Annotated in this window: 19 protein-coding genes; 12 read left to right on the forward strand and 7 right to left on the reverse strand. The window is 72.0% G+C overall.

Annotation, left to right across the window (positions count from 1 at the left end):
• Positions 1–4 precede the first annotated feature (4 nt).
• From RI578_RS05925 to RI578_RS05950, 6 genes are all read left to right on the forward strand, one after another.
• Positions 5–976 carry a 2-dehydropantoate 2-reductase gene (locus RI578_RS05925; RefSeq protein WP_310870076.1) on the forward strand — a complete coding sequence of 324 codons (972 nt, stop codon included), beginning with the start codon at positions 5–7 and terminating at the stop codon, positions 974–976.
• 5 nt (positions 977–981) lie between these two features.
• The gene (locus RI578_RS05930) at positions 982–2,904 is read left to right on the forward strand and encodes a molybdopterin-dependent oxidoreductase (protein WP_310875681.1); all 1,923 of its coding nucleotides are present in this window, start codon (positions 982–984) and stop codon (positions 2,902–2,904) included.
• The gene (locus tag RI578_RS05935; RefSeq protein WP_310870077.1) at positions 2,885–4,723 is read left to right on the forward strand and encodes an NADH-ubiquinone oxidoreductase-F iron-sulfur binding region domain-containing protein; all 1,839 of its coding nucleotides are present in this window, start codon (positions 2,885–2,887) and stop codon (positions 4,721–4,723) included. The genes RI578_RS05930 and RI578_RS05935 overlap by 20 nt, the downstream gene beginning before the upstream one ends.
• Positions 4,720–5,580, forward strand: coding sequence for a 2Fe-2S iron-sulfur cluster-binding protein (locus RI578_RS05940; RefSeq protein ID WP_310870078.1), 861 nt, complete (start codon positions 4,720–4,722; stop codon positions 5,578–5,580). The genes RI578_RS05935 and RI578_RS05940 overlap by 4 nt, the downstream gene beginning before the upstream one ends.
• 21 nt (positions 5,581–5,601) lie before the next feature.
• A complete protein-coding gene (gene fdhD / locus RI578_RS05945) occupies positions 5,602–6,450 on the forward strand; it encodes a formate dehydrogenase accessory sulfurtransferase FdhD (protein WP_310870079.1) in 849 nt (282 codons plus the stop codon).
• Positions 6,451–6,668: 218 nt separating this feature from the next.
• Positions 6,669–8,582: a sialidase family protein gene (locus tag RI578_RS05950; RefSeq protein WP_310870080.1), complete on the forward strand. Its 1,914-nt coding sequence runs from the start codon at positions 6,669–6,671 to the stop codon at positions 8,580–8,582.
• A 15-nt stretch (positions 8,583–8,597) separates the two neighbouring features.
• On the opposite strand, the gene RI578_RS05955 is transcribed toward RI578_RS05950, so the two are convergent.
• Positions 8,598–9,665 carry a bile acid:sodium symporter family protein gene (locus tag RI578_RS05955; RefSeq protein ID WP_310875682.1) on the reverse strand — a complete coding sequence of 356 codons (1,068 nt, stop codon included), beginning with the start codon at positions 9,663–9,665 and terminating at the stop codon, positions 8,598–8,600.
• A gap of 186 nt (positions 9,666–9,851) precedes the next feature.
• Here RI578_RS05955 and RI578_RS05960 point away from each other — a divergent pair, with 186 nt between their 5' ends.
• The 3 genes from RI578_RS05960 (at position 9,852) to RI578_RS05970 (ending at position 13,732) form a co-directional block, all read left to right on the forward strand.
• Entirely contained in the window at positions 9,852–10,733 is an 882-nt protein-coding gene (locus RI578_RS05960) for a LysR substrate-binding domain-containing protein (RefSeq protein WP_310870081.1), read from the forward strand.
• 252 nt (positions 10,734–10,985) lie between these two features.
• A complete protein-coding gene (locus RI578_RS05965) occupies positions 10,986–12,812 on the forward strand; it encodes an AMP-binding protein (protein WP_310870082.1) in 1,827 nt (608 codons plus the stop codon).
• Between the two features lie 83 nt (positions 12,813–12,895).
• Entirely contained in the window at positions 12,896–13,732 is an 837-nt protein-coding gene (locus tag RI578_RS05970; protein ID WP_310870083.1) for an aldo/keto reductase, read from the forward strand.
• Between the two features lie 51 nt (positions 13,733–13,783).
• Here the strand turns inward: RI578_RS05970 and RI578_RS05975 are convergent, their stop codons facing one another.
• Both RI578_RS05975 and RI578_RS05980 read right to left on the reverse strand, forming a co-directional pair.
• Positions 13,784–14,698 carry a class I SAM-dependent methyltransferase gene (locus tag RI578_RS05975; RefSeq protein WP_310870084.1) on the reverse strand — a complete coding sequence of 305 codons (915 nt, stop codon included), beginning with the start codon at positions 14,696–14,698 and terminating at the stop codon, positions 13,784–13,786.
• Positions 14,699–14,849: 151 nt separating this feature from the next.
• Positions 14,850–16,586, reverse strand: coding sequence for a glycoside hydrolase family 6 protein (locus RI578_RS05980; RefSeq protein ID WP_310870085.1), 1,737 nt, complete (start codon positions 16,584–16,586; stop codon positions 14,850–14,852).
• A 511-nt stretch (positions 16,587–17,097) separates the two neighbouring features.
• Between RI578_RS05980 and RI578_RS05985 the strand changes: the two genes are divergently transcribed.
• Together RI578_RS05985 and RI578_RS05990 are read left to right on the forward strand one after the other, a co-directional pair.
• Positions 17,098–20,019 carry a glycoside hydrolase family 48 protein gene (locus RI578_RS05985; protein WP_310870086.1) on the forward strand — a complete coding sequence of 974 codons (2,922 nt, stop codon included), beginning with the start codon at positions 17,098–17,100 and terminating at the stop codon, positions 20,017–20,019.
• Between the two features lie 199 nt (positions 20,020–20,218).
• Entirely contained in the window at positions 20,219–20,464 is a 246-nt protein-coding gene (locus RI578_RS05990; protein WP_310870087.1) for a hypothetical protein, read from the forward strand.
• Between the two features lie 15 nt (positions 20,465–20,479).
• On the opposite strand, the gene RI578_RS05995 is transcribed toward RI578_RS05990, so the two are convergent.
• The 3 genes from RI578_RS05995 to RI578_RS06005 form a co-directional block, all read right to left on the reverse strand.
• Positions 20,480–22,354 carry a rhamnogalacturonan lyase gene (locus tag RI578_RS05995; RefSeq protein WP_310870088.1) on the reverse strand — a complete coding sequence of 625 codons (1,875 nt, stop codon included), beginning with the start codon at positions 22,352–22,354 and terminating at the stop codon, positions 20,480–20,482.
• Between the two features lie 88 nt (positions 22,355–22,442).
• Positions 22,443–23,183 carry a class I SAM-dependent methyltransferase gene (locus RI578_RS06000; protein WP_310870089.1) on the reverse strand — a complete coding sequence of 247 codons (741 nt, stop codon included), beginning with the start codon at positions 23,181–23,183 and terminating at the stop codon, positions 22,443–22,445.
• A gap of 5 nt (positions 23,184–23,188) precedes the next feature.
• Positions 23,189–23,494, reverse strand: coding sequence for a 4a-hydroxytetrahydrobiopterin dehydratase (locus RI578_RS06005; RefSeq protein WP_310870090.1), 306 nt, complete (start codon positions 23,492–23,494; stop codon positions 23,189–23,191).
• A gap of 122 nt (positions 23,495–23,616) precedes the next feature.
• Between RI578_RS06005 and RI578_RS06010 the strand changes: the two genes are divergently transcribed.
• Positions 23,617–24,432: a helix-turn-helix transcriptional regulator gene (locus RI578_RS06010; protein WP_310870091.1), complete on the forward strand. Its 816-nt coding sequence runs from the start codon at positions 23,617–23,619 to the stop codon at positions 24,430–24,432.
• Here the strand turns inward: RI578_RS06010 and RI578_RS06015 are convergent.
• Positions 24,414–24,839 carry a hypothetical protein gene (locus RI578_RS06015; protein ID WP_310870092.1) on the reverse strand — a complete coding sequence of 142 codons (426 nt, stop codon included), beginning with the start codon at positions 24,837–24,839 and terminating at the stop codon, positions 24,414–24,416. The two genes, RI578_RS06010 and RI578_RS06015, sit on opposite strands and share 19 nt — an antisense overlap.
• Positions 24,840–25,015: the final 176 nt, after the last annotated feature.

Raw genomic sequence — 25,015 nt, forward strand, 5'->3', positions numbered from 1 at the left:
CGCCATGAAGGTCGCAGTCCTCGGCGCCGGGGCGATCGGCGCCTACGTCGGCGCCGCGCTCCACCGTGCGGGCGCCGACGTGCATCTCATCGCCCGTGGACCGCATCTGGCGGCCATGAGGCAGTACGGCGTACGGGTGCGCAGCCCGCGCGGCGACTTCACCGCGCACACCCGTGCCACCGACGACCCGGCCGAAGTCGGCCCGGTCGACTACGTGTTCCTGGGCCTGAAGGCCAACTCGTACGCGGCGTGCGGGCCGCTGATCGAGCCGCTGCTGCACGACACCACGGCGGTCGTGGCCGCCCAGAACGGCATCCCCTGGTGGTACTTCCACCGGCACGGCGGCCCGTACGACGGACGCCGCCTGCGGAGCGTGGACCCGGCCGGCACGGTCAGTGCGGTGCTCGCGCCCGAACGGGCCGTCGGCTGCGTCGTCTACGCGGCCACCGAGCTGGCGGGGCCGGGCGTCGTACGGCACCTGGAGGGCACCCGCTTCTCGATCGGTGAGCCCGACCGGTCCGTCTCGGCACGCTGCGCGGCGTTCAGCGAGGCGATGCGCATGGGCGGTCTGAAGTGCCCGGTCGAACCGGACCTGCGCAACGACGTCTGGCTGAAGCTGCTCGGCAACATCTCCTTCAACCCGATCAGCGCCCTGGCGCGGGCCACCATGCGACAGATGTGCGCGCACGGCGGCACCCGCCAGGTGATCGCAACCATGATGGCCGAGACCCTGGCGGTCGCCGAGGCCCTCGGCTGCGAGGTCGGCGTCTCCATCGAACGCCGCCTCGCGGGCGCCGAGAAGGTCGGCGACCACCGCACCTCCACGCTCCAGGACCTGGAGCGCGGAAAGCCGCTCGAACTCGACGTGCTCCTCGCGGCCGTCGTCGAACTGGCGGAGATCACCGGCGTGGAGGTGCCCACCCTGCGCACCGTGCACGCCATCTCGGACCTGCTCGCGCTGAGGAGTGCCGCATGAGGAACATGAGGAAACGGCAGCCGAAGACCTACACCCGGCTCACCCATCCGCTGGTGCGCGACTCCCGCGACGCGCCGTTGCGCCGGGCGACCTGGGACGAGGCCCTGGACCGGACCGCCCGGGGCCTGACGGCGGCGCGCGGCGCGTTCGGGATGTTCTCCTGCGCCCGGGCGACCAACGAGATGAACTACGTGGCGCAGAAGTTCGCCCGGGTCGTCATGGGCACCCACAACGTCGACTCCTGCAACCGCACCTGCCACGCGCCGAGCGTCGCGGGCCTGTCGGCCGCCTTCGGCTCGGGCGGCGGGACCTCCTCGTACGAGGAGATCGAGCACACCGACGTGATCGTGATGTGGGGCTCCAACGCCCGCTTCGCCCACCCGATCTTCTTCCAGCACGTGCTGAAGGGCATCCGGGGCGGCGCCCGCATGTACGCCGTCGACCCGCGCCGCACCTCCACCGCCGAGTGGGCGGAGAGCTGGCTCGGCCCGAACGTCGGCACGGACATCCCGCTGGCGCACGCGATCGGCCGCGAGATCATCCACGCCGGGCTCGTCAACGAGGCGTTCGTCGGGCGCGCGACCACCGGCTACGAGGAGTACCGGGCCCTGGTCGAACCGTGGACGCTCTCCCTCGCGGAGAAGGTGACGGGCGTACCGGCCGCCGCGATCCGCGACCTCGCGCACGCCTACGCCCGCGCCGAGCGCGCCCAGCTGTGCTGGACCCTCGGCATCACCGAGCACCACAACGGCACCGACAACGTCCGCGCGCTGATCAACCTCTCCCTGCTCACCGGCCACGTGGGCCGCTACGGCTCCGGGCTCCAGCCCCTGCGCGGCCAGAACAACGTGCAGGGCGGCGGTGACATGGGCGCGATCCCCAACCGGCTGCCCGGCTTCCAGGACGTGCTCGACCCCGGGGTCCGGATCAAGTTCGAGACGGCCTGGGACACGGTCGTCCAGCCGCACCACGGCCTCACCCTGACGGAGATGTTCGAGGCCATGGACGACGGCTCGCTGCGCGCCGTCTACTGCATCGGCGAGAACCCCGCGCAGTCGGAGGCCGACGGCGAACAGGCCGTACGACGCCTTCGGGCGCTGGACTTCCTCGTCGTGCAGGACATCTTCCTGACGAAGACCGCCGAGCTGGCCGACGTGGTCCTCCCGGCGACCGCCGGCTGGGCCGAGACCGAGGGCACCACCACCAACAGCGAGCGGCGCGTCCAGCGCGTCCGCAGGGCCGTGACCCCGCCCGGCGAGGCACGGGAGGACGTCGACATCCTCTGCGACCTGGCGGCCCGCCTCGGCCACGACTGGAAGTACGCCGACGCCGAGGCCGTCTGGAACGAGCTGCGGTCCCTGTCACCGGACCACCACGGGATGACGTACGCCCGCCTGGAGGAGCACCAGGGCATCCAGTGGCCGTGCCCGAGCACCGAGGAGCTGGAACCGACCTATCTGCACGGCAGGTTGTGGCAGACGGACCCGGCCCGGCGTGGCCCGCGCGCGCCCTTCGGCATCGTCCGGCACGACCCGCCCGTGGACCTCACCGACGAGGAGTACCCGATCAGGCTGACCACGGGCAGGCGGCTCGACTCCTACAACACCGGCGTGCAGAGCGGGAGTTACTCGTCCCCCCTGCGCCGCGGCGAGTCCGTCGAGCTGTGCCCGGAGGACGCCGAGCGCTACGGAGTGGTGGTCGGCGAGGAGGTGCGGGTGACCTCGCGGCGCGGGTCGGTGCTCGCGCCCGTGTGGGTCGACACCGCGCTCCGACCCGGGCTCGCCTTCATGAGCTTCCACTTTCCCGACGAGGTGGACACCAACCAGCTGACCATCGAGGCCAACTGCCCGATCGCCGGGACGGCGGAGTTCAAGGCCTCGGCGATCCGGATCGAGAAGGTGAGCACCGGTGGACCTGCGCTTCGGTGACAGCGAGCCGACGGACGAGGAACGCGCGGCCGTCGACGCCCTGCTCGGCCCGCCCGAGTCGTCCTGGGAGGGCGCCGCCCGCGACGGGACGGACCCCGCCGACCTGCGGTGGGCACGCGGTGGACGGGAGGCCCGGGACCGCCGCGACCTGCTGCTGCCGGGGCTGCACGCGGTCAACGACCGGGTCGGCTGGATCAGCGGCGGCGCCCTGGACTACCTGTGCCGACGCCTGACGGTGCCCCCGGCGGAGGCGTACGGCGTCGCCACCTTCTACGCGATGTTCTCGGTCCGCCCCCGCCCGGCGACGGTGCTCCACCTCTGCACCGACCTGGCGTGCGCGGCGGCCGGGGCGATCGACCTGTGCGCGGCCGTGGAGAGGCGGCTGGGACCGGACAGCGGGGTGCGGGTCGAGCGCGGCCCGTGCCTGGGCCTGTGCGAACGGGCACCGGCGGCTCTGGCGGTGCGCGCGGGCCGATCGGAGCTGCGGGCCACCGCCGTATGCGCCCCCGCCACCCCCGACACCGCCGTCCACGCCGCCACCGCCCCCGAATCCGCGCCCGCCGAACCCCCACCGGCGGCAGCGGTCCCCCAGACCGGCGAGTCCACCCTCACCCTCCTCGGACGCATCGGCACCGCCGACCCCACCTCCCTCGACGACTACCGCGCCCACGGCGGCTGCACGGCGCTGCGCCGCGCCTTCGAGCTGGGCCCGGCCGGCGTCATCCGCGAGGTCACCGACGCGGGCCTGGCCGGCCGCGGCGGCGCCGCCTTCCCCACCGGACGCAAGTGGCAGGCGACGGCCGCCCAGCCCGACCATCCGCACTACCTCGTCTGCAACGCCGACGAGTCCGAGCCCGGCACCTTCAAGGACCGCGTGCTCATGGAGGGCGACCCGTACGCGCTCGTCGAGGCCATGACGATCGCCGCGTACGCCACCGGCGCGCACAAGGGCTACCTCTACCTCCGCGGCGAGTACCCGCGCGCCCTCGCCCGCCTCACCCACGCCATCACGCAGGCCCGCACCCGCGGCCTGCTCGGCGACGACGTCCTCGGCCAGGGCTACGCCTTCGACATCGAGATCCGCCGGGGCGCGGGCGCGTACATCTGCGGTGAGGAGACGGCCCTGTTCAACTCCATCGAGGGCTACCGGGGCGAGCCCCGCTCCAAGCCGCCGTTCCCCGTGGAGAAGGGCCTGTTCGGCAAGCCGACGGTGGAGAACAACGTCGAGACCCTGGTCAACGTGCTGCCGATCCTGACCATGGGGGCCCCGGCGTACGCGGCGATCGGCACCCGGACGTCCACCGGCCCCAAGCTGTACTGCGTGTCGGGAAGCGTGGACCGCCCCGGCGTCTACGAGCTCCCGTTCGGCGCCACGCTGGGCGAGCTGCTCACGCTCGCCGGGGTCCGGAAGGGGCTGCGGGCGGTGCTGCTCGGCGGCGCGGCGGGCGGCTTCGTACGCCCCGACGAACTCGACATCCCCCTCACCTTCGAGGGCACCCGGGAGGCCGGCACGACGCTCGGCTCCGGTGTCGTCATGGCCTTCGACGACACCGTCCCGCTTCCCCGGCTGCTGCTGCGCGTCGCGGAGTTCTTCCGCGACGAGTCGTGCGGGCAGTGCGTGCCGTGCCGGGTCGGGACCGTGCGCCAGGAGGAGGCGCTGCGCCGGATCGTGGAGCGCACGGGTGCCGCCGCGGCCGACGACATCGCCCTGCTGCGCGAGGTCGGCCGCGCGATGCGGGACGCCTCGATCTGCGGTCTCGGGCAGACCGCGTGGAACGCCGTGGAATCCGCCATCGACCGTCTGGGGGCCTACGAATGACCGCGATACCGCTCGGAGTGCCGCGCCGGCTGGTGGAGTTCACCCTCGACGGTCAGGACGCCCGGGTCCCCGAGGGGTCGACGATCCTCGACGCCTGCCGGGCAGCCGGAAAGGACGTCCCGACCCTGTGCGAGGGCGACACCCTCACCCCGAAGAACGCCTGCCGGGTCTGCGTGGTGGAGGTCGAGGGCGCCCGGACCCTCGCGCCCGCCTGCTCACGCAGGGCCGAGCCGGGCATGGTGGTGCGCACGGACACCGAGCGCGCCCGGCACAGCCGCAAGGTCGTCCTCGAACTGCTCGCCTCGTCGGTCGACCTGTCCACGACCCCCGCGGTCGCGCGGTGGATCAAGGAGTACGAGGCGAAGCCCGACCGCTTCGGCCCGGACGCCGCCCGCGTCGACGAGGAGCCCAGGACCGACAACGACCTGTACGTACGCGACTACGGCAAGTGCATCCTGTGCTACAAGTGCGTGGACGCCTGCGGCGAGCAGTGGCAGAACACGTTCGCGATCTCCGTCTCCGGGCGCGGCTTCGACGCCCGGATCTCGGTCGAGCAGGACGCCCCGCTGACCGACTCGGCGTGCGTCTACTGCGGCAACTGCATCGAGGTCTGCCCCACGGGGGCCCTGTCGTTCAGATCGGAGTTCGACATGCGCGCCGCGGGCACCTGGGACCAGGCGCGGCAGACGGAGACGACCACGGTGTGCGCGTACTGCGGAGTGGGCTGCAACCTCACCCTCCACGTGCAGGACAATGAGATCGTGAAGGTCACCTCGCCGCACGACAACCCGGTGACCCACGGCAACCTCTGCATCAAGGGCCGCTTCGGCTACCAGCACGTACAGAACCGGGACTGACCGGCACAAGGGGCACGGACAATGGGACGAGTCACGGAACGACGCAAGGTGATCCGCATACGGGACGGCGCGGTCTCCACCCGCCCCGACACGCTCGTCGCCGAGGAACCGCTGGAGATCCGGCTGAACGGCAAGCCCCTCGCGATCACGATGCGCACTCCGGGCGACGACTTCGCGCTCGCGGCCGGGTTCCTGGTCAGCGAGGGGGTGCTCGCCGAGCGGGGCGACCTCCAGAACATCGTGTACTGCGCGGGCGCGACGGCGGACGGAGCCAACACGTACAACGTCGTCGACGTGCGGACGACCCCGGACGTGCCGATCCCGGACATCACGCTGGAGCGGAACGTCTACACGACCTCGTCCTGCGGCCTGTGCGGCAAGGCCAGCCTGGACGCGGTGCGTACGACGGCCCGCTGGCCCATCGCCGACACTCCCCCGGTCCGCGTCACCCCGGAACTGCTGGCGGACCTGCCCGACCGGCTGCGCGCCGCCCAGCGGGTCTTCGACCGGACCGGCGGCCTGCACGCGGCGGCCCTGTTCACCGAGGCCGGCGAGCTGGTGGACGTACGGGAGGACGTGGGCCGGCACAACGCCGTCGACAAACTGGTCGGCCGCGCCCTCCAGAACGGGGACCTGCCGCTGTCCCGGTCGGTCCTGCTGGTGTCGGGCCGGGCCTCGTTCGAGCTGGCGCAGAAGGCCGTGATGGCGGGCATCCCCGTGCTCGCCGCGGTGTCGGCGCCGTCCTCGCTCGCGGTGGACCTGGCCGCCGAGACGGGGCTGACACTGGTGGGCTTCCTGCGCGGCAGCTCCATGAACGTGTACGCGGGTGAGGACCGCGTCGCCCTGCGGGCCGCGGCCGCCCAGGGCTGACCCGGTTCCCGCGGCACGGCGGCGGGGCCCCGACCGGCGGGGAGCGCCCCCTGCGCCGCAGGGGCCCCGTCTCGATTCCCTTCTCCCCCGCGTCTTCTGAGGCGCCGTCGGGCGACACGCGCGTGGATCGCACGGGGCGTATCGGGCGGGGAACGTCCTGATGTACTGATGTCCTGACGACCGGCTCCCGACCAGCCGCCTGAAGGGCAGACCGTTCCATGCCGTCACCTCCCCGCACGCTTCCGCGCTCCCCCCTGCTCGCCCTCGCCTCCCTCTTCGCCCTGGCCGCCGCCACGCTCCCCGCCCACGCCGAAGCCGGGAGCCGGGCGCCGGAGTTCGAGCAGCAGGTCCTCTTCAGGGCGGACCAGGACCCGGGCGGCTACACCTGCTTCCGCATCCCGGCGATCGTGCGGACGACGGACGACACCCTGCTGGCCTTCGCCGAGGGCCGCGTCCTCAACTGCGGGGACGCCGGTGACATCGACATCGTCGTCAAGCGCTCCACCGACGGCGGACGCACCTGGGGACCGCTCCAGGTCGTCAACGACGGCGGCGGCGACACCCACGGCAACCCCGCCCCGGTCGTGGACCGCACCACTGGCCGGATCCTGCTGGTCGAGACGTACAACGCCGGCCGTACGGACGCCGCCGGCTGCGCGGTGCCCTGCGCCCGCACCCCCCACCTCCAGTACAGCGACGACGACGGCCGCACCTGGTCCGCGCCCCGCGACCTGAGCGCCGACATCCTGCCGCCCGACTGGAACTCCTGGTACGCGACCGGCCCCGTGCACGGCATCCAGCTCACCGGCGGCAGCCACCCCGGGCGGCTCGTGGTCGGCGTCAACGCCGAGACCTGGGACGGCGAGCGAAGCGAGATGGGGGTCCCCCCGGCCGGAGGCTGGGGGAGGGTCACCGCCAACCACGCGGCGCTCGCGGTCAGCGACGACGGGGGCGAGCACTGGAAGGTCGGCGCCACCGACACCTGGCCCGTCGCCGCCGACGGCACGTTCCGGCAGAAGCCGTCCGAGGTCACCCTCACCGAACGCGCCGACGGGTCGCTCCTGGTCAGCGGCCGGGAGGAGAACGGCACCGACCTCGGTCACCGCACCCTGGCCGTCAGCCGCGACGGCGGCGACAGTTTCGCCGCCCCCTTCCAGGCCCTCCCGGACCTGTACACCCCGCAGGTGCAGGGTGCCGTACTCCGCCTCGGCGACCGGATGCTGCTGTCCGCCCCCGCCGACCCCGACCGCCGCCGGACGATGACGGTCCGCTCCTCCTACGACGGCGGCGCGACCTGGGACAGCGTGGACCGCGGCACGGTCGTCACGCGGGACTGGTCCGGCTACTCCGACATGGCGGCCGTCGACGACGAAACGGTGGGCCTGCTGTACGAGGCCGGGGCGGTGGACGCCCGCGACGAGATCCGCTTCGCGCGCTTCACCGAGGACTGGCTCCAGCCGCGCCGGGCCGCCGACCCCACCACCCCCGACCTCGCCGCGGGTGCCGCGCCCGCGGCCGTGCTCGGCGGCGCCGGTACGACGGACGGCGCGGCGGGGGGCGCGCTCGCCTTCGACGGTGCCGACGACGCCGTACGGCTGCCGTACGACGAGCGGCTTCCGCTCGGGGCCGGGGACTTCACGGCGTCGCTGTGGTTCCGGTACTCGGCGGACGACGGGGAGCAGCCGCTGCTGTGGATGGGCGGGGTCGGCACCACGCAGCCCCAGGTGTGGTTGCGCGCCGAGCCCGGCAACGGCCGCGTCCAGGGACTGATCACCACGCGCGAGGGCGGGGCGGCCCCGCGCTCGGCGTGGGTGCGCACCGACCGCGCCCACAACGACGGCCGCTGGCACCACCTCGCGCTGCGGCGCGGCGGAGGCCGGCTCACACTGTCCGTCGACGGCACGACGGCCGGCGCGGCGGACGTGCCGGGCTCGGTCAGTCGGAACTCGCCGTTCGGCGTGCACATCGGGGAGCGCGTGGACGGCCGGGCCCGCTTCACCGGCGCGATCGACGAGGTGCACGTCTGGAACCGGGCGCTGACCGACGAGGAGATGGCCGCCGGGAACCCGCCGTCGGCCATCGGGGACACCGTGCTGCATCTGCCCATGGACAGCGTGGCGGCGGGCGGCTGAGGGGCCCTCGCCGGCTCAGCGGTTCCCGGTGCCGACCCTGCCGCGCGCCGGGGCCGCGGGCTTCTCGGACCGCTCGGGCTCTCCGGACTGCTCGGGCCGCTCGGGCTTCCCGGGCTCTCCGGACTGCTCGGCGGTGACCGCCTCCGGGTCGTGCGACCGGCGCTTGGCGATGACCGCGCACACCATCAACTGCATCTGGTGGAAGAGCATCAGCGGCAGCACGGCCAGTGAGGCCTGGGCGCCGAACAGGACGCTCGCCATCGGCAGCCCGGCGGCCAGGGACTTCTTCGACCCGGCGAACTGGATGGCGATCCGGTCCTCCCGGCCGAAGCGCAGCGCCTTCGCCCCGTACCAGGTCAGCAGCAGCATCACGGCGAGCAGCACGGCCTCCACGGCCAGCAGCCCGGCCAGCCGGACCGGGCTGACCTGATGCCAGACGCCCTGGACCATGCCCTCGCTGAATGCCGTGTACACGACGAGGAGGATCGAGCCGCGGTCGACGAGCCCGAGGACCTTCTTGTGCCGGGCGACGAAGCCCCCGATCCAACGGCGCAGCACCTGCCCGGCGACGAACGGCACCAGCAGTTGCAGCACGATCTTGACGACCGAGTCGGCGGAGAACCCGCCCCCACCGCTGCCCAGCAGGACGGCGGCCAGCAGCGGCGTGCCGACGATGCCCACCAGCGAGGAGAAGGAACCCGCGCAGATCGCGGCGGGCACGTTGCCGCGGGCGATGGAGGTGAAGGCGATCGACGACTGGATGGTCGACGGGACCAGGGTGAGGAAGAGCAGCCCCTGGTAGAGGGGGTCGGTCAGGAAGACCGGGACGAGTCCGCGGGAGGCGAGGCCGAGCAGCGGGAAGACGACGAAGGTGCAGGCGAGCACCGTGACGTGGAGCCGCCAGTGCCGCAGGCCGTCCATCGCCTCACGGGTGGAGAGCCGGGCACCGTAGAGGAAGAAGAGGAAGGCGATCGCGGCGGTGGAGGCACCGGAGGCGACATCCGCGCCCGTGCCGCGGGCCGGCAGCAGCGCCGCGAGGCCCACCGTCCCGAGCAGCAGCAGGATGTACGGGTCGATCGGCATCCAACGCGGCCATCGCAGGCGTTTCACGGTGCTCCACTTGCTCGTTCTCGTTCGCTGTCTTGTTCACTGTCGCCCGAAGGTCGAGGACGGGTCGCGGGTCCCCGCTCCATCGTGCTCTCTCACCGCGCGATCGGGAATCCGGTATACCGCTCTGACTGTCATCACGTCCGGCGATAGGCTGGAGGGGTGTACGACCCTTCCCACCTGCGCACGTTCCTGTCGGTGGCCCAGACGCTGAGCTTCACGCAGGCCGCCCGGCGGCTCGGGCTGCGCCAGTCGACCGTGAGCCAGCACGTGCGGCGGTTGGAGGACGCCACCGGCCGGCAGTTGTTCGACCGTGACACGCACTCCGTGGAGCTGACGGAGGACGGGGAGGCGATGCTCGGGTTCGCGCGCCGGATCCTGGAGGTGCACGAGCAGGCGACGGCCTTCTTCACCGGCACCCGGCTGCGCGGGCGGCTGCGCTTCGGGGCGTCCGAGGACTTCGTGCTGACCCGGCTGCCGGAGATCCTGGAGGGCTTCCGGCACGACCACCCCGAGGTCGACCTGGAGCTGACGGTGGAGCTGTCGGGCACGCTGCACGAGCAGCTGGCCGCCGGGAAGCTCGACCTGGTGCTGGCCAAGCGGCTGCCGCAGGACCCGCGGGGCGAGCCGGTCTGGCGCGACCGGCTGGTGTGGATCGGCGCGGAGCGGCTGCGCGTCGACCCGGACCGTCCGGTGCCGCTCATCGTCTATCCGCCGCCGGGCATCACCCGCGCGCTCGCGCTGGAGGCCCTGCAGCGGCAGGGCCGCGAGTGGCGCGTCGCGTGCACCAGCGGCAGCCTCAACGGCCTGATCGCGGCGGCCCGCGCGGGCCTCGGCGTGATGGCGCACTCGCGCGGGCTCGTCCCGCCCGGCCTGGTGCGGGTGCCGGAGCGGGCCGGACTGCCCGAACTGGGCCGTGTCGACTTCGTGCTGGTGCACGGCCGGCGCCACCCCTCGGCGCGGGGCGCGGCCGACGCCCTCGCGTCGGCGATCCTGGCGGGCGGCGACCGGCTGCACCGGGCTCGGAGCACGGGTCTCGGATGACCCGGACAGCCGTCGGAGTCACCCACCGTACCGACGGTAAGCGGGTCGTACAGATTCCGTGGAGATTACGGCACCGAAACTTACTCAACGGTCAGGAATGTGTCCGACCCTTCCCCATGTGAGCGCATTTTCCCTTGCTGACCAGCGCGAACATGAGCCCTGTTCGATTTTGACACCCCTCCCGCCCCCGCGCCGGGTGGGGTAGCTTTCACCGCGCTGTGCGGGGGCGTCACCAGAAGCGGGGAGCGGGGTTTGCGCGAGTTCACCAGTCCTCCGTCGACGTCGGCACCACCGGTGGGCGGGCTGGCCGACGTCGTCTTCCGGCATGCCCAGGAGGATCCGCGGCACATCGCGCTCGGCCGCAAGGACGACGCCGGGCGGTGGCGGGACGTGACCGCCGGCGCGTTCCGCGACGAGGTGCTGGCCCTCGCCAAGGGGCTGCTCGCCCAGGGCGTCCGCTTCGGCGACCGGGTCGCCATCATGTCCCGCACCCGCTACGAGTGGACCCTCTTCGACTTCGCCCTGTGGACGATCGGTGCCCAGGTCGTGCCCATCTACCCGACCTCGTCGGCCGAGCAGTGCGTGTGGATGCTGTACGACGCCGAGGTGACCGCCGCGGTCGTCGAGCACGAGGACCACGCGATGACGATCGCCACCGTCATCGACCGGCTGCCGCACCTGCGCGGCCTGTGGCAGCTCGACTCCGGCGCCGTCCAGGAGCTGTACGACGCGGGCGCCCACCTGGACGACGAGGTGGTGCACCGGCACCGGCAGGCGGTCACGCCCGACACGCCCGCCACCGTCATCTACACCTCGGGCACCACCGGCCGCCCCAAGGGCTGCGTCATCTCGCACGGCAACTTCATGTACGAGGCGGACACCGTCATCGAGCGCTGGGAGCCGGTGTTCCACTCCAGGAAGGGCGACGAGGCGGCCACCCTGCTCTTCCTGCCGCTCGCCCACGTCTTCGGCCGGATGGTGGAGGTCGCGGCGATCCGGGGCCGGGTCCGCTTCGGCCACCAGCCGCAGCTGAACGCCGCCGTCCTGCTGCCCGACCTGGCGGCCTTCAGGCCGACCTTCATCCTGGCCGTGCCGTACATCTTCGAGAAGGTGTTCAACGCGGCCCGGCGCAAGGCCGAGAAGGAGGGGAAGGCCGGTCCCTTCGAGAAGGCCGTCGACGTGGCCGTGAAGTACGCGGAGGCGGTGGAGGCGAAGGCCTGGGGCATCGGCCCCGGCCCGTCGGCGGGGCTGCGCATGCAGCACCAGCTCTTCGACAAGCTCGTCTACACCAAGGTGCGGGCCGCGATGGGCGGGCGCATCCGCAACGCCATGTCGGGCGGCTCGGCGATGGACCGGCGCCTGGGGCTGTTCTTCGCGGGCGCGGGCGTGCAGATCTACGAGGGCTACGGCCTGACCGAGTCCACGGCCGCCGCCACCGCCAACCCGCCCGAACGCACCCGCTTCGGCACCGTCGGGGTGCCCGTCCCGGGCGTCACCGTGCACATCGCGGACGACGGCGAGATCTGGCTGAACGGCGACAACGTCTTCCAGGGCTACCTGAACAACCCCAAGGCCACCGACGAGACCCTCCAGGACGGCTGGCTGGCCACCGGTGACCTGGGCGCCCTGGACGAGGACGGCTACCTCACCATCACCGGGCGCAAGAAGGAGATCCTGGTGACCTCCGGCGGCAAGAGCGTCTCCCCCGGTCTGCTGGAGGAGCGCGTCCGGGACCATCCGCTGGTCAACCAGTGCATCGTCGTCGGCAACGACCGGCCCTACGTCGCCGCGCTCATCACCCTCGACCAGGAGGCGGTCGAGCACTGGCTGACGATGCGCAACAAGCCGCAGATGCCCCCGACCGAGCTGGTGCACGACGCGGACCTGGAGACGGAGGTGCGGCGCGCGGTCGTCGCCGCCAACACGCTGGTGTCGCAGGCCGAGTCGATCCGCACGTTCCGCATCCTCGCCCAGCCGTTCACCGAGGAGCACGGGCTGCTGACGCCCTCGCTGAAACTGAAGCGCAAGGCCATCGAGAAGGCCTACGGCAGCGAGGTCGAGGCGCTGTACACGGCGTGACTTCGCCGGTCAGGAATGCGTCGGCGGCCGTGATCGTTGACGATATGAGTACCACCTGACCACAACCGAAGGATCAAGAGCTCGTGAGCAGCAAGGTCCCCCCGATCATCCTGAACAACGGCGTCGAGATGCCCCAGCTGGGCTTCGGCGTCTGGCAGGTGCCGGACGACGAGGCCCAAACGGCCGTCGCCCAGGCGCTGGAGGCCGGGTACCGCAGCATCGACACAGCGGCGATCTACGGCAATGAAGAGGGCACCGGCAAGGCGATCGCCGCCTCCGGCATCGCCCGCGAGGACCTCTTCGTCACCACTAAGCTCTGGAACAAGGACCAGGGGTACGACTCCACCCTGCGCGCCTTCGACACGTCGCTGGCGAAGCTGGGCCTGGAGTACGTCGACCTGTACCTGATCCACTGGCCCATGCCGGCCAAGGAGCGGTACGTCGACACGTACAAGGCGTTCGAGAAGCTGCACGCCGACGGCCGGATCCGCGCCATCGGCGTCTCCAACTTCTACCCGGAGCACCTGGAGCGGCTGATCGGCGAGACGTCGGTCATCCCGGCCGTCAACCAGATCGAGCTGCACCCGCACCTCCAGCAGCACGCCGCCCGCGAGTACCACGCGGAGCAGGGCATCGCCACCGAGGCCTGGTCCCCGCTCGGCCAGGGCAAGGGACTGCTGGAGGTCCCGGCGATCGTGGCGATCGCCCGGAAGCACGGCCGCACCCCGGCCCAGGTCGTGCTGCGCTGGCACCTCCAGATCGGCAACGTGGTGATCCCGAAGTCCGTGACGCCGTCCCGGATCAAGGAGAACATCGACGTGTTCGGCTTCACCCTGGACACCGAGGACCTCGCGGCGATCAGCGCGCTGAACGAGGACCGGCGCCTCGGCTTCGACCCCGCGGAGTTCAACGGGGAATGAGACGTCGTCTCGCGCGAAGGGGCCCGGTCGATGCGACCGGGCCCCTTCGGTTCAGGAAGGCCGCTGGGCCGTGTAGACCGTGTGCGCCACCAGTACGAACACGTCCTGGCGCCGGTGCACGCTCGCCTCGTCCCCGGGGTCGAGCAGCCGGTCGAGCGTGGCCCGGTCGACGGCGTCGAGGCCGTCCCCGAACCGGTCGCGCAGCCGGGACAGTGAGGTGGTGACGTACGCGCGGGCCTCGTCCGTGAGCGGCGCCGGCAGGTCCAGCAGGAAGCTGCGGGTGCCGGTGTGCTTCAGGCCCGCCGAGGTCAGCATCGCGGGCCAGTCCTCGGTCTCGGCCACGGTGCCGGACAGGCTCGCGCGCATCTCGGCGAACGAGTCCTCCTCCACGGCGTGCATCCTGGCCTGCAGCCCGGGGCGCCCGATGCCGATGTCGCGGGGCAGGAACCGGGCGGGCAGTCCGCCCTCCAGGATCGCCAGCGTGCCGCCGGGCGCGAGGTGCCCGCCGAGCGCGGCGAGGGCCGCGCGCTGGTCGCCGAGGTGGTGCAGGCTCTGGCTGGCCCACATCAGGTCGGCCGGGTAGTCCAGTTCGCCCAGTACGCCGGGCAGGTCACCGGTGAGGGTGCCGAAGCGGTCGCCGACACCGAGCCGGTCGGCACGGTCGCGGGCCCGGTCCAGGAGCGGGCCGGCGCCGTCGGCGGCGACGACGCGCGCGTCGGGGAAGGTGTCGGCGAACAGGCAGGAGACGACACCGGGGCCGCTGCCGACGTCGACGACCAGGCCGGGCTCGGGCGCATCCCGCGCCAGCCAGGCCATGGCCTGCCGGTACAGCGGCGTGTACAGCTCCGCCTGCGCCTCCAGCAGCGGGGCCATGTCGGCCCAGTCGACGTCGGCGTGGTCGTGGTCGTGGTCGTGCCCGGGTCCGGGGTGGTGGTGCTCGTGCTGGTGGTGGTGGTCGTGCGCCATGATGGTCAGCCTCCCGTTCGCGATGCCGCCAGCGTGCGACGACTCACCGCGTCCGGGCAAATTCTGTTGCCGTAACCGCAAAAGACGGAAGCGCCACCGGGGCCCGGCCCGAAGACCGGACCCCGACGGCGTCACCTACGCCGGAGCCCGCTCAGGACAGCGGCGGGTAGGCGTTCTTCATCAGCTCCTGGAACTGCGCGGAGAACCAGTGCCCGGACACCGGGGCGTCGCCCAGGGCGCCCGACGGGTTGTTGCCGTTGCGCGCGTTGCCCTCGTACGTGGGGTCGCACATCCGGTCGAAGCCCTTGCCCTCGTCGTTCGGGATCTCCTCGCTCGCGCCGTCGGACTCGCCCGGGGGCTTCATCCAGACGTACGCGTCGATCCCGGCGGCGGGAGAGGCCTGCGGGCGCTCGCCGAGGCCGGCGCCGGACTGGTTGCACCAGTTGCCGAGGTGGATGCGGCGGTCGTAGCGCCCACCGTCCACGTAGGTGTTCACGTCGGTCGTCGCGCCCGGTCCGGTGGGCCGGTCGGCGCCGCCCCAGCCGTTGCGGGAGGTGTCGATCAGCATGCCGAGGTTCTGGTCGAAGCCGATCGAGACCAGCTTGTCGCGCATGGCCTGGGCGTAGGACAGCTCGTCGGTGTACTGGTTCCAGTCCACCCAGTCGGACTGGCGCACGGGGGTTCCGTTCACCGAGTCCGTGATCTTGAAGTTCTCCTCCTTCAGGGCGCTGTAGTTGGCGGTGTTGACGATGAAGCCGTGCACGTCGCCGACGGTCGCGCCCTCGGTGGTGGCGGCGGTCTTGAACATGTCGGCGGAGGGACCGAAGTTGCTGTCCCAGCCGAGCCAGCCGTGGTGGCCGGCATCCACGTAGTTGTAGACGTTGCCGATGTCGCCGAGCTTGTTCAGGGCGTAGCCGACGCCCTTCTGGTAGTTGCCGTTGGCCTTCATCACGTCGCAGTTCGGCGTGGCGGTCGGCCGCCCGCTGACATTGGTGACCAGGTTGGGCAGCGAGTCGATCTCCACCGTGGTGACGATCCGGAGGTCCGCGTACTTCGGGTCGGCGAGGATCGCGGCGATCGGGTCGATGTACTCGGTCTTGTACCTGTCGATCTCCGTCGGGCCCAGCTCGCCGTTGGAGGCGAGGGCCGCGCAGTCACGGCCGGGCAGGTTGTAGATGACGAGCTGGACGGCGAGTTCGCCGGAGCCCTTCTGCGTCAGGGCCTCGTCGAGGTGGTCGCGCAGACCCATGCCGCCGTTCACGCCCTCGATGGCGGCGATCCGGTCGAGCCAGACGCCGGTGGGCTGGTTCGCGATGCGGCTGCCGCCCGGTTCGGCGGCGGCCTTCTCGGACCACTCCGGGTTCACGTAGACCTGGGCGCCGGTGTACGGGTTGTCGACCTTGTCTCCCGTGCCGGGCGGGTCCGTCGGGTCCGGCGGATCGGTCGGGTCGGGGCCGGTCGAACCGCCGTCGTCGACGTTGCAGGTCGCGCCGTTGAGGGTGAAGGTGGCCGGGATCGCGTTGCTGCCGCTGTAGGTGCCCTGGAAGCCGAAGCTCGCCGAACCGCCCGTGGACAGGGTCCCGTTGTAGGACTCGTTGGCCGCGGTGACGGCGGCACCGCTCTGACTGACCTTCGCGTTCCAGCTGTTGGTGACCTTCTGACTGCCGGCGTACGTCCACCCCAGCGACCAGCCGGAGGTGGCGGCGCCGTTGTTGGTGACGGTCACGGCGGCGGTGAAGCCGCTGCCCCAGTCGTTCTGTACCTCGTAGTCGACGGTGCAGGGGACGGCCGCCGCGCCGGTGTTCGCGGACTGGGCGGCGAAGGCCGTGCCGGAGGCCCCGGCGACCAGCGCCAGGGCGGCGAGCATCGCGGTTCTGCTACGGGTCATGAGTGCGGGTTCCTTCTTTCGTGGGGGTGCGGGTGCTGTCGTCCGGGGCCGCGCGCGTGCCGGGCGCGGCCCGCTGCCGGACGGCATGGGGGTGCCGTCGCGTTCGGAGGTCAGGAACGGCCCGCGGGCACGGTGGAACCGCCCGGGGGATGTGCGAGCCGGCACGCCGGCCGATGACGCGTGGAACAGGCCGCGACCGCGGCTAAAAGTCCTGAACGCGGAAGGTGGAGCGGGGGGTGTCGCATGAGCGACTCCTTGCAGTTCGGGCGCGCCGTGACGGACGCGTCGACTGATGGAACCGCTCCCACTGGTGCCAGCGAAGGTAGCGCCAAGTGACGGCAAAGAACAGGGGAGTAACTGACTTTCTCTCAACGGCGCCTGTCGAATCTTTTCGACTCGCCACACATCTTGACCGCTTCGGACCCTCTCATCACTATGGGAGCGCTCCCACTGGTTCAAGGCTTGTTGCTCCTCCCCCACCCTCCCCGAGCCGCAAGGAGGAACCAGCACCATGCACCCCGGACACAGACGCAGACCCCGCACCGCGCGGCGGCTGTGGACGGCCGCGCTGGCGGCCCTCGCGCTACCCCTCACGATGCTGAGTACGGGCTCGACACCCGCTCAGGCAGCGGCACTTCAGTGCAGCGTGGACTACCGGACCAACGACTGGGGCTCCGGCTTCACCGCGGAGCTGACGCTCACCAACCGCGGCAGCGACGCCATCGACGGCTGGGCGCTGACGTACGACTACGCGGGCGACCAGAGGCTGGCCAACGGCTGGAACGGCACCTGGTCCCAGTCGGGCCGGACCGTCACCGTGAAGAACGCCTCGTACAACGCACGGATCGCCGCCGGGGCCGCCGTCTCCACCGGCGGACAGTTCACCTACAGCGGCACCAACACCGCGCCGACGAGCTTCGCGGTCAACGGCACCGCCTGCGCCGGCGCGCACCAGCCGCCGATCACCGTGCTGACCAGCCCGGAGGCGGGCGCGGTGTACTCGCAGGGCGAGGCGGTCCCGCTGGCGGCCACGGCGGCCGCGGCCGACGGCGCCACCATCAGCAAGGTGGAGTTCTACGACGACACCAGGCTGCTGGCCACCGACACCAGCTCGCCCTACGCGTACTCCGCCACCGACTTGACCGTGGGCAGTCATTCACTGGTGGCCAAGGCGTACGACAGCATGGGCGCCTCCGCGGACTCCACGCCGGTCGGCATCACGGTCGCCTCGGGACCGACCGTGGTGGCCACGCCCGCCCAACTGGGCGTCCAGCAGGGCGAGTCGGGGACGTACGAGGTCAAGCTCTCCAAGCAGCCGACCGCGAACGTCGCGGTGACGACGGCCCGCGCGAGCGGCAACACCGGCCTCACCGTCTCCGGTGGGGCGAGCCTCACCTTCACCCCGTCGAACTGGAACACCGCCCAGCAGGTGACCATCGCGGCCGACGCCTCCGGCACCGGCTCGGCGGTCTTCGAGTCGACGGCCCCCGGCCACGGCAAGGCCGCGGTCAACGTGACCCAGCTGGCCGCGGCGAAGGACTACGACGCCCGCTTCCTGGAGCTGTACGGGAAGATCACCGACCCGGCGAACGGCTACTTCTCGCCGGAGGGCATCCCGTACCACTCGGTGGAGACACTGATCGTCGAGGCGCCGGACCACGGGCACGAGACCACCTCCGAGGCGTACAGCTACCTGCTGTGGCTCCAGGCCATGTACGGCAAGGTCACCGGCGACTGGACCCGGTTCAACAACGCCTGGGAGATCATGGAGACGTACATGATCCCCACGCACGCCGACCAGCCGACCAACTCGGCCTACAACGCCTCGAAGCCGGCGACGTACGCGCCCGAGCTGGACACGCCGGAGGAGTACCCGGCACCCCTGGACGGCGCGGTCTCCGTCGGCCCCGACCCGATCGCCGCCGAGCTGAGGTCGGCGTACGGCACGGACGACGTCTACGGCATGCACTGGCTCCAGGACGTCGACAACACCTACGGCTACGGCAACTCGCCCGGCAAGTGCGAGGCCGGCCCCACGGACACCGGCCCCTCCTACATCAACACCTTCCAGCGCGGCGCGCAGGAGTCGGTGTGGGAGACGGTGCCGCAGCCGACCTGCGACGCCTTCAAGTACGGCGGTCCGAACGGCTACCTGGACCTGTTCACCGGTGACGCGTCCTACGCCAAGCAGTGGAAGTTCACCAACGCCCCGGACGCCGACGCGCGGGCCGTGCAGGCCGCGTACTGGGCCGACATCTGGGCCGAGGAGCAGGGCAAGGGCGAGGAGATCGCCGGGACCCTGGACAAGGCCGCCAAGATGGGCGACTACCTGCGCTACGCCATGTTCGACAAGTACTTCAAGAAGGTCGGTAACTGCGTGGGGCCCACCAGCTGCCCGGCCGGCACCGGCAAGGACTCCTCGCACTACCTGCTGTCCTGGTACTACGCCTGGGGCGGCGCCGTCGACACCTCGGCGGGCTGGGCCTGGCGCATCGGCTCCAGCCACACCCACGGCGGCTACCAGAACCCGCTGGCGGCGTACGCGCTGAGCACCTACGACGACCTGAAGCCCAAGTCGGCCACCGGCGTCTCGGACTGGGCCAAGTCCCTCGACCGGCAGGTGGAGTTCTACCGCTGGCTGCAGTCCGACGAGGGCGCCATCGCGGGCGGCGCGACCAACAGCTGGGCGGGCCGGTACGCGACACCGCCGGCCGGTACGCCGACCTTCTACGGCATGTACTACGACGAGAAGCCGGTGTACCACGACCCGCCGTCCAACCAGTGGTTCGGCTTCCAGGCGTGGTCCATGGAGCGGGTCGCCGAGTACTACCAGCAGAGCGGTGACGCCGACGCGAGGGAGGTCCTGGACAAGTGGGTCGCCTGGGCGCTGTCGGAGACGACGGTCAACCCGGACGGCACCTTCCGCATCCCGTCGACGATGCGGTGGTCGGGGCAGCCCGACACCTGGAACGCCTCCTCCCCGGGTGACAACAGCGAACTGCACGTCACCGTCTCGGACTACACCAACGACGTCGGCGTGGCGGCGGCGTACGCCAAGACCCTGACGTACTACGCCGACCGCTCGGGCGACACCGAGGCGGCCGCGACCGCCAAGGCGCTGCTCGACGGCATGTGGGAGAACAACCAGGACGCGCTCGGCATCGCCGTCCCGGAGACCCGCGCCGACTACAACCGCTTCGACGACCCGGTGCACGTGCCGAACGGCTGGACCGGGACCATGCCGAACGGCGACACGATCGACGCGTCGTCGACCTTCTCCTCGATCCGCTCCTTCTACCAGGACGACCCGGCCTGGTCGAAGATCGAGAGCTATCTCGCGGGCGGTGCCGCGCCCACGTTCACGTACCACCGGTTCTGGGCCCAGGCGGACATAGCCCTCGCCATGGGCTCGTACGCGGAGCTACTCGAATAGCCCCCGCTCTCCGCGTACCGGGCCGGGCGGTCCCTCCCGCACAGGGGGCCGCCCGGTCGTCGCGCGGGCGCGTGCCGCCGTGCGCCCTCCTCCGCCCGTCCCCGCGGTGACCAGTGCGCCCGTTTCACGCCCTTGTGGCCGCGCTGAGCCTCTTCGACCGTTGTGTCAGTGGAAGTGGTGCGAGGACAGGGGGCGCTGCGTGGCACGGACGTGGGAGGACATGGCTGGGCGGCTGTCGCTCGGACTGGCGGTGCTGCTGCACCGGACGGTCGCGGGCGGGGCCGCGAAGAAGAGACTCCAGAACTGGCGGGACGCCGCCCTGCGCGGCGCGCACCGGCGGGGTCTGCCGGTGGAGGTGATCTCTGCCCGGACGCGGCTGTCCCAGAGCCGGGTCCGTGCGGTGGTCACCGGCGGGAAGCCCCCGCCGGTGGACCGGGCCGCCTGAAGGGGCGGACGAGGATCAGGGCGTGTAGACCGCCGGCCTGGGCGCCGTCGGCATCCCGCTGCCGATGAAGAAGCTCGGGTGCGGGGGCTGGTTGTAAGCCGTGTTCTGCCAGGCCAGGGCCGTGCGGTACTGGGTGTCGTGGAGCAGGGTCGTGATGCGGGTGTCCGTGTCGTGCGGGGTGGCGTGGATGCGCAGGGCCGTGTTGTTCGTGGTGCGCCAGATGACCTCTTCGCGCCAGTCGCCGAGGATGTCACCGGCGAGGACCGGGGTGGCCTTGGTGCCGTTGTTGGAGGCGACGCCCGAGCCGGTGAGGAGGCGGGTGTCGCCGGAGGTGCCGTACTTGTCGACGCGGGTGCCGTCGAGGAGTTCGCGGACGGGGTCGCCGTCCCACCAGGACAGGAAGTTGGCGCTGGAGGGCTTGCGGCTGTTCACGACCGTGCCCTTCGGGTCGCGGACGCCGCTCTCGGCGGACGACCAGGACTCGGCGCCCGCGCTGCCGGACCAGATGTCGGCGGAGACGCCACGCCCGTTGTCGCCGCTCGCGCCGGTGGACCAGATGATCCGGCCCGTGCGCGCGTCCGCCATCCACGACGACGGCTTCGAGCTGTCCTCGTCGACCTTGAACTCCTCCAGGCCCGCCCGGGACGGGTCGAGGTCGCCGACGTGCATGGCGTCTCCGTGGCCGTTCCTGGTGGTCCACAGGCCGTGGCCGTTGTCGTCGACGGCCATCGCGCCGTAGACGATCTCGTCCCTGCCGTCGCCGTCGACGTCGGCGACGGACAGCTGGTGGTTGCCCTGGCCGTCGTAGCCCTTGCCGGCGTTGGTGGAGGAGTTGGTGTCGAAGGTCCAGCGGCGGGTGAACCGTCCGTCGCGCCAGTCCCAGGCGGCGATCACCGAGCGCGTGTAGTAGCCGCGCGCCATGATCAGGGAGGGGCGGGAGCCGTCCAGGTACGCCGTGCCCGCCAGGAAGCGGTCGACGCGGTTGCCGTAGGAGTCGCCCCAGGAGGAGACGTTGCCCCGGGCGGGGACGTAGTCGACGGTGCCCATCGCCCTGCCGGTCCGCCCGTCGAACATGGTGAGGTACTCGGGGCCGGACAGGATGTAGCCGGACGAGTTGCGGTGGTCCGCCGAGGAGCTGCCGATGACCGCGCCGGTGCCGTCCCGCGTGCCGTCGGCGGTCTTCATGGCGACCTCGGCCTTGCCGTCGCCGTCGTAGTCGTACACCTGGAACTGCGTGTAGTGGGCGCCGGAGCGGATGTTGCGGCCCAGGTCGACGCGCCACAGCCGGGTGCCGTCGAGCTTGACGCCGTCGACGATCGTGTTGCCCGTGTAACCGGACTGCGAGTTGTCCTTGGCGTTGGTCGGCTGCCACTTGAGGACGATGTCCGGCGCACCGTCGCCGTCGAGGTCGCCGACGGAGGCGTCGTTGGCCTCGTAGGTGTAGGAGACGCCGTCGGGGGTGGTGCCGCCGGCGGGCGGGGAGATCGGCACGTCCTTGTAGCCGGCCCGGAACTGGATGGCGTGGACCGAGTCGCCCTGCTCGGTGCCGCCCACGACCGCGCGGACGGTGTAGTCGGCGTGGGAGGGGGCGCCGGAGTGGAAGAAGGTGGTGGAGCCGGTGACCGGCGTGGAGTTGACCTTCGTGCCGGCCCGGTACACGTTGAACGCGATGTTGTCCGGGTCGGTGCCCAGCCAGCGCCAGCTGACCAGGTTGCCGTCTCCGGTGTGGACGCTGACGACGCCCCGGTCGAGGGCCTCGACCTGCCGGGCGGTGGCGGCTTCGGCGGTGTCGGGGGTGAGGGCCGTCAGGCTGGTGCCGGTCAGAACCGCCGCGGCGGCGAGGGCCGGCAGGACGACGCGGTGTCTGCGGTGGGTGTGCGGGGGCTTCATGTGGGGTGCCTCCTGAGAGGGCGGGGGGGAATCTCCGTCTCTCAGTCGCCCCCGGTGGCGCGGAGGTTGCCGCCCCGTGGCCGCCTGTTCATGGCTTGCTGAACGCCCTCAGCGTGAATACCGGGTCGGGGCGCGGCCGGTCCTGGTCGGGGAGGGACGCGAGCCGGGTGGCGAAATGCTCGGCACGCGGGTCGCCCGGCGGCAGCGTGACGAACCAGCCGCGCCGCAGGTCGGCGACCGTGCGGCGGGGGCTGCGGCCCTGGCCGTGGCCGGTGAAGCGGGCCTGCCCCGCCGGGGCCAGGCCGTGCGCGCGGGCGTACGACTCGACGAGGCCGGCGGCGTCGTGCGCGGTGCTCGGCGGGCGGGAGGCGAGCACGGCGTCGATGTCGCTGCCCACGTTGTGCGAGGCGCCCTTGTCGACCGTGGTCACGTACACCCCGCCGGGTCGCAGGACGCGCGCGCACTCGCCGACGATCGCCCGCACGTTCTCGTCACCGCCGGCGAGGTGCAGCAGCCACACGCTGCAGACCGCGTCGAACTCCCCGTCCCTGAACGGCAGTCGGCGGCTGTCGGCCAGCACGACCGCGCCGGGCAGCCGGGCGGCGGCGTAGCGGGCCATGGCGGGGGCGAGGTCGGCGCCGGTCACGCGCATGCCCTCCCGGCCGGCGGCGAGACGCCGGGTGACGATGCCGGTGCCGCAGGCGACGTCGAGCAGGCCGCGCGCCTGCCGCGGTACGAGGCTCAGTACGGCCTGCGCGGCGGCCGCGGCGCGGGGCTCGCCACCGCGGGAGGCGTCGTACCGTTCCGCTTCCTTGTCGTAGTCGAGCACGTCCGTCAGTGTGCCCCATGGCCGGCGGCCAGGTCCTCCACCCTGCGGGCGAGCTCGACGTCCTTCTCGGTGACGGCGCCGCCCGCGCCGTGGGTGTGCACGGCCAGGGAGACCGTGTTGTAGCCGAGGGCCAGGTCGGAGTGGTGGTCGAGTTCCTCCTGCACCTGGGCGATGTGGACGACCATGGCGGTCGCCGCGAAGTGCGAGGCGAGCCGGTAGGAACGGGTGAGGCGGCCGTCGTCGAGGGACCAGCCCGGCAGCTCGGCCAGCCGCTCCTCGATCTCCTTCTGCGACAGCGGTTCGACGGGCATGGGCTGCGCTCCTGTCCTCGGCGGCGGTTGCCTCTTCAGCGTGCCACAACGCGGCCGTCAGGACCCTGGTCAGGAGCGCCGACCGGCCCCGGCGCGGACGGCCGTCGGCTACCGTTCGGAGTATGACCGCACTCATGTCCGGCACCGCCCCCACCGCCCAGGGCGTGGGCCCGCTGCTGCGGGCCTGGCGGGAACGGCGGCGGGTCAGCCAGCTGGAGCTGGCGCTGCGCGCCGACTCCTCCGCCCGGCACGTCAGCTTCATCGAGACGGGCCGCTCCCGGCCGAGCGAGGAGATGGTGCTGCGGCTCGCCGAGCACCTGGACGTACCCGTGCGGGAGCGCAACGCGCTGCTGCTCGCGGCCGGTTACGCCCCGCACTATCCGGAGACGCCGTTGGACGACCCGGCGCTGGACGCCCTGCGCGAGGGCATGGAGCGGCTGATCCGGGGTTACGAGCCGTATCCGGCGCTGGTCGTGGACGCGACGTACCAGGTGCTCGCCGCCAACCGGGGCATCCTGATGCTGATGGACGGCGTGCCGGAGCATCTGCTCGAGCCGCCGCTGAACGCGATGCGGCTGACCCTGCACCCGGAGGGCCTGGCGCCGCGCATCCGCAATCTGCGCGAGTGGCGCGGGCACCTGCTGGAGCAGATGGAGCGGCAGATCGCCCTGCACCGCTCGGAGCCGCTGCGGGCGCTGTACGAGGAGGTGGCGGCGTATCCGGTGCCGGACACCGCGCCGGGCGAGGAGCCGGCGGAGCCGGTGCCGTATTTCGCGCTGCCGATGCAGATCGAGCACGAGGGCCGGACCCTGTCCTTCATCTCGTCCATCTCCACCTTCAACACGCCGATGGACGTGACCGTCGCCGAGCTGGCCATCGAGACGCTGCTCCCGGCCGACCCGGCGACGGTCAAGTACCTTCACACGCTGCTGTCCTGACGTCGCTTCAGCGCCGCGTACTGCAGCAGCCCGAACCCGGCGACGGTGAGCGCCTGGAGCACCGTCCACACCGCGCCCGCCGTGGTGGGCGTCAGCCACAGGGCGAGGGCGACGAAGCTGACCGCCGCCCAGGCGAGGTTGGCGTCCACGACGGCCCGCACCCCGAGGGCCGACGGCCGGGGGCGCGCCGCCAGCAGAGCCACGCACCCGGCGTACACCGCGAGGAACGCGCCGAGGCCGAGCAGCAGCCCCGAACCGGCGCCGAGGAAGCGGCCCAGCGGCCCGGAGAACGCGAGGTAGGCGAGCGCGTTGGCGCCGGTCACCACCGCGTCGAGGGCGAGGAAGCGGCGCAGCGTCAGCTGCGGTTCGGCGGTGCGGGCGAGTGCGGCCGGCTGGTTCGTGGTCATGACGAGTCACCCTCCGTCGGGTCGGGACAGCGCTGCGTGGAGCCGGGTGCCGGACCGGAGTGCGCCGGACCGGTACCCGGTGACTTCACGATGCCGTCCGAGACCCGGCCGGTCGATTACCCGGCAGGTAATGACGTTGATCCACGACCACCCCTGTGAGACCGGCGGCGGGACAT

It is taken from the genome of Streptomyces sp. BB1-1-1, from assembly GCF_031597775.1.
Classification (GTDB): Bacteria; Actinomycetota; Actinomycetes; order Streptomycetales; family Streptomycetaceae; genus Streptomyces; species Streptomyces thinghirensis.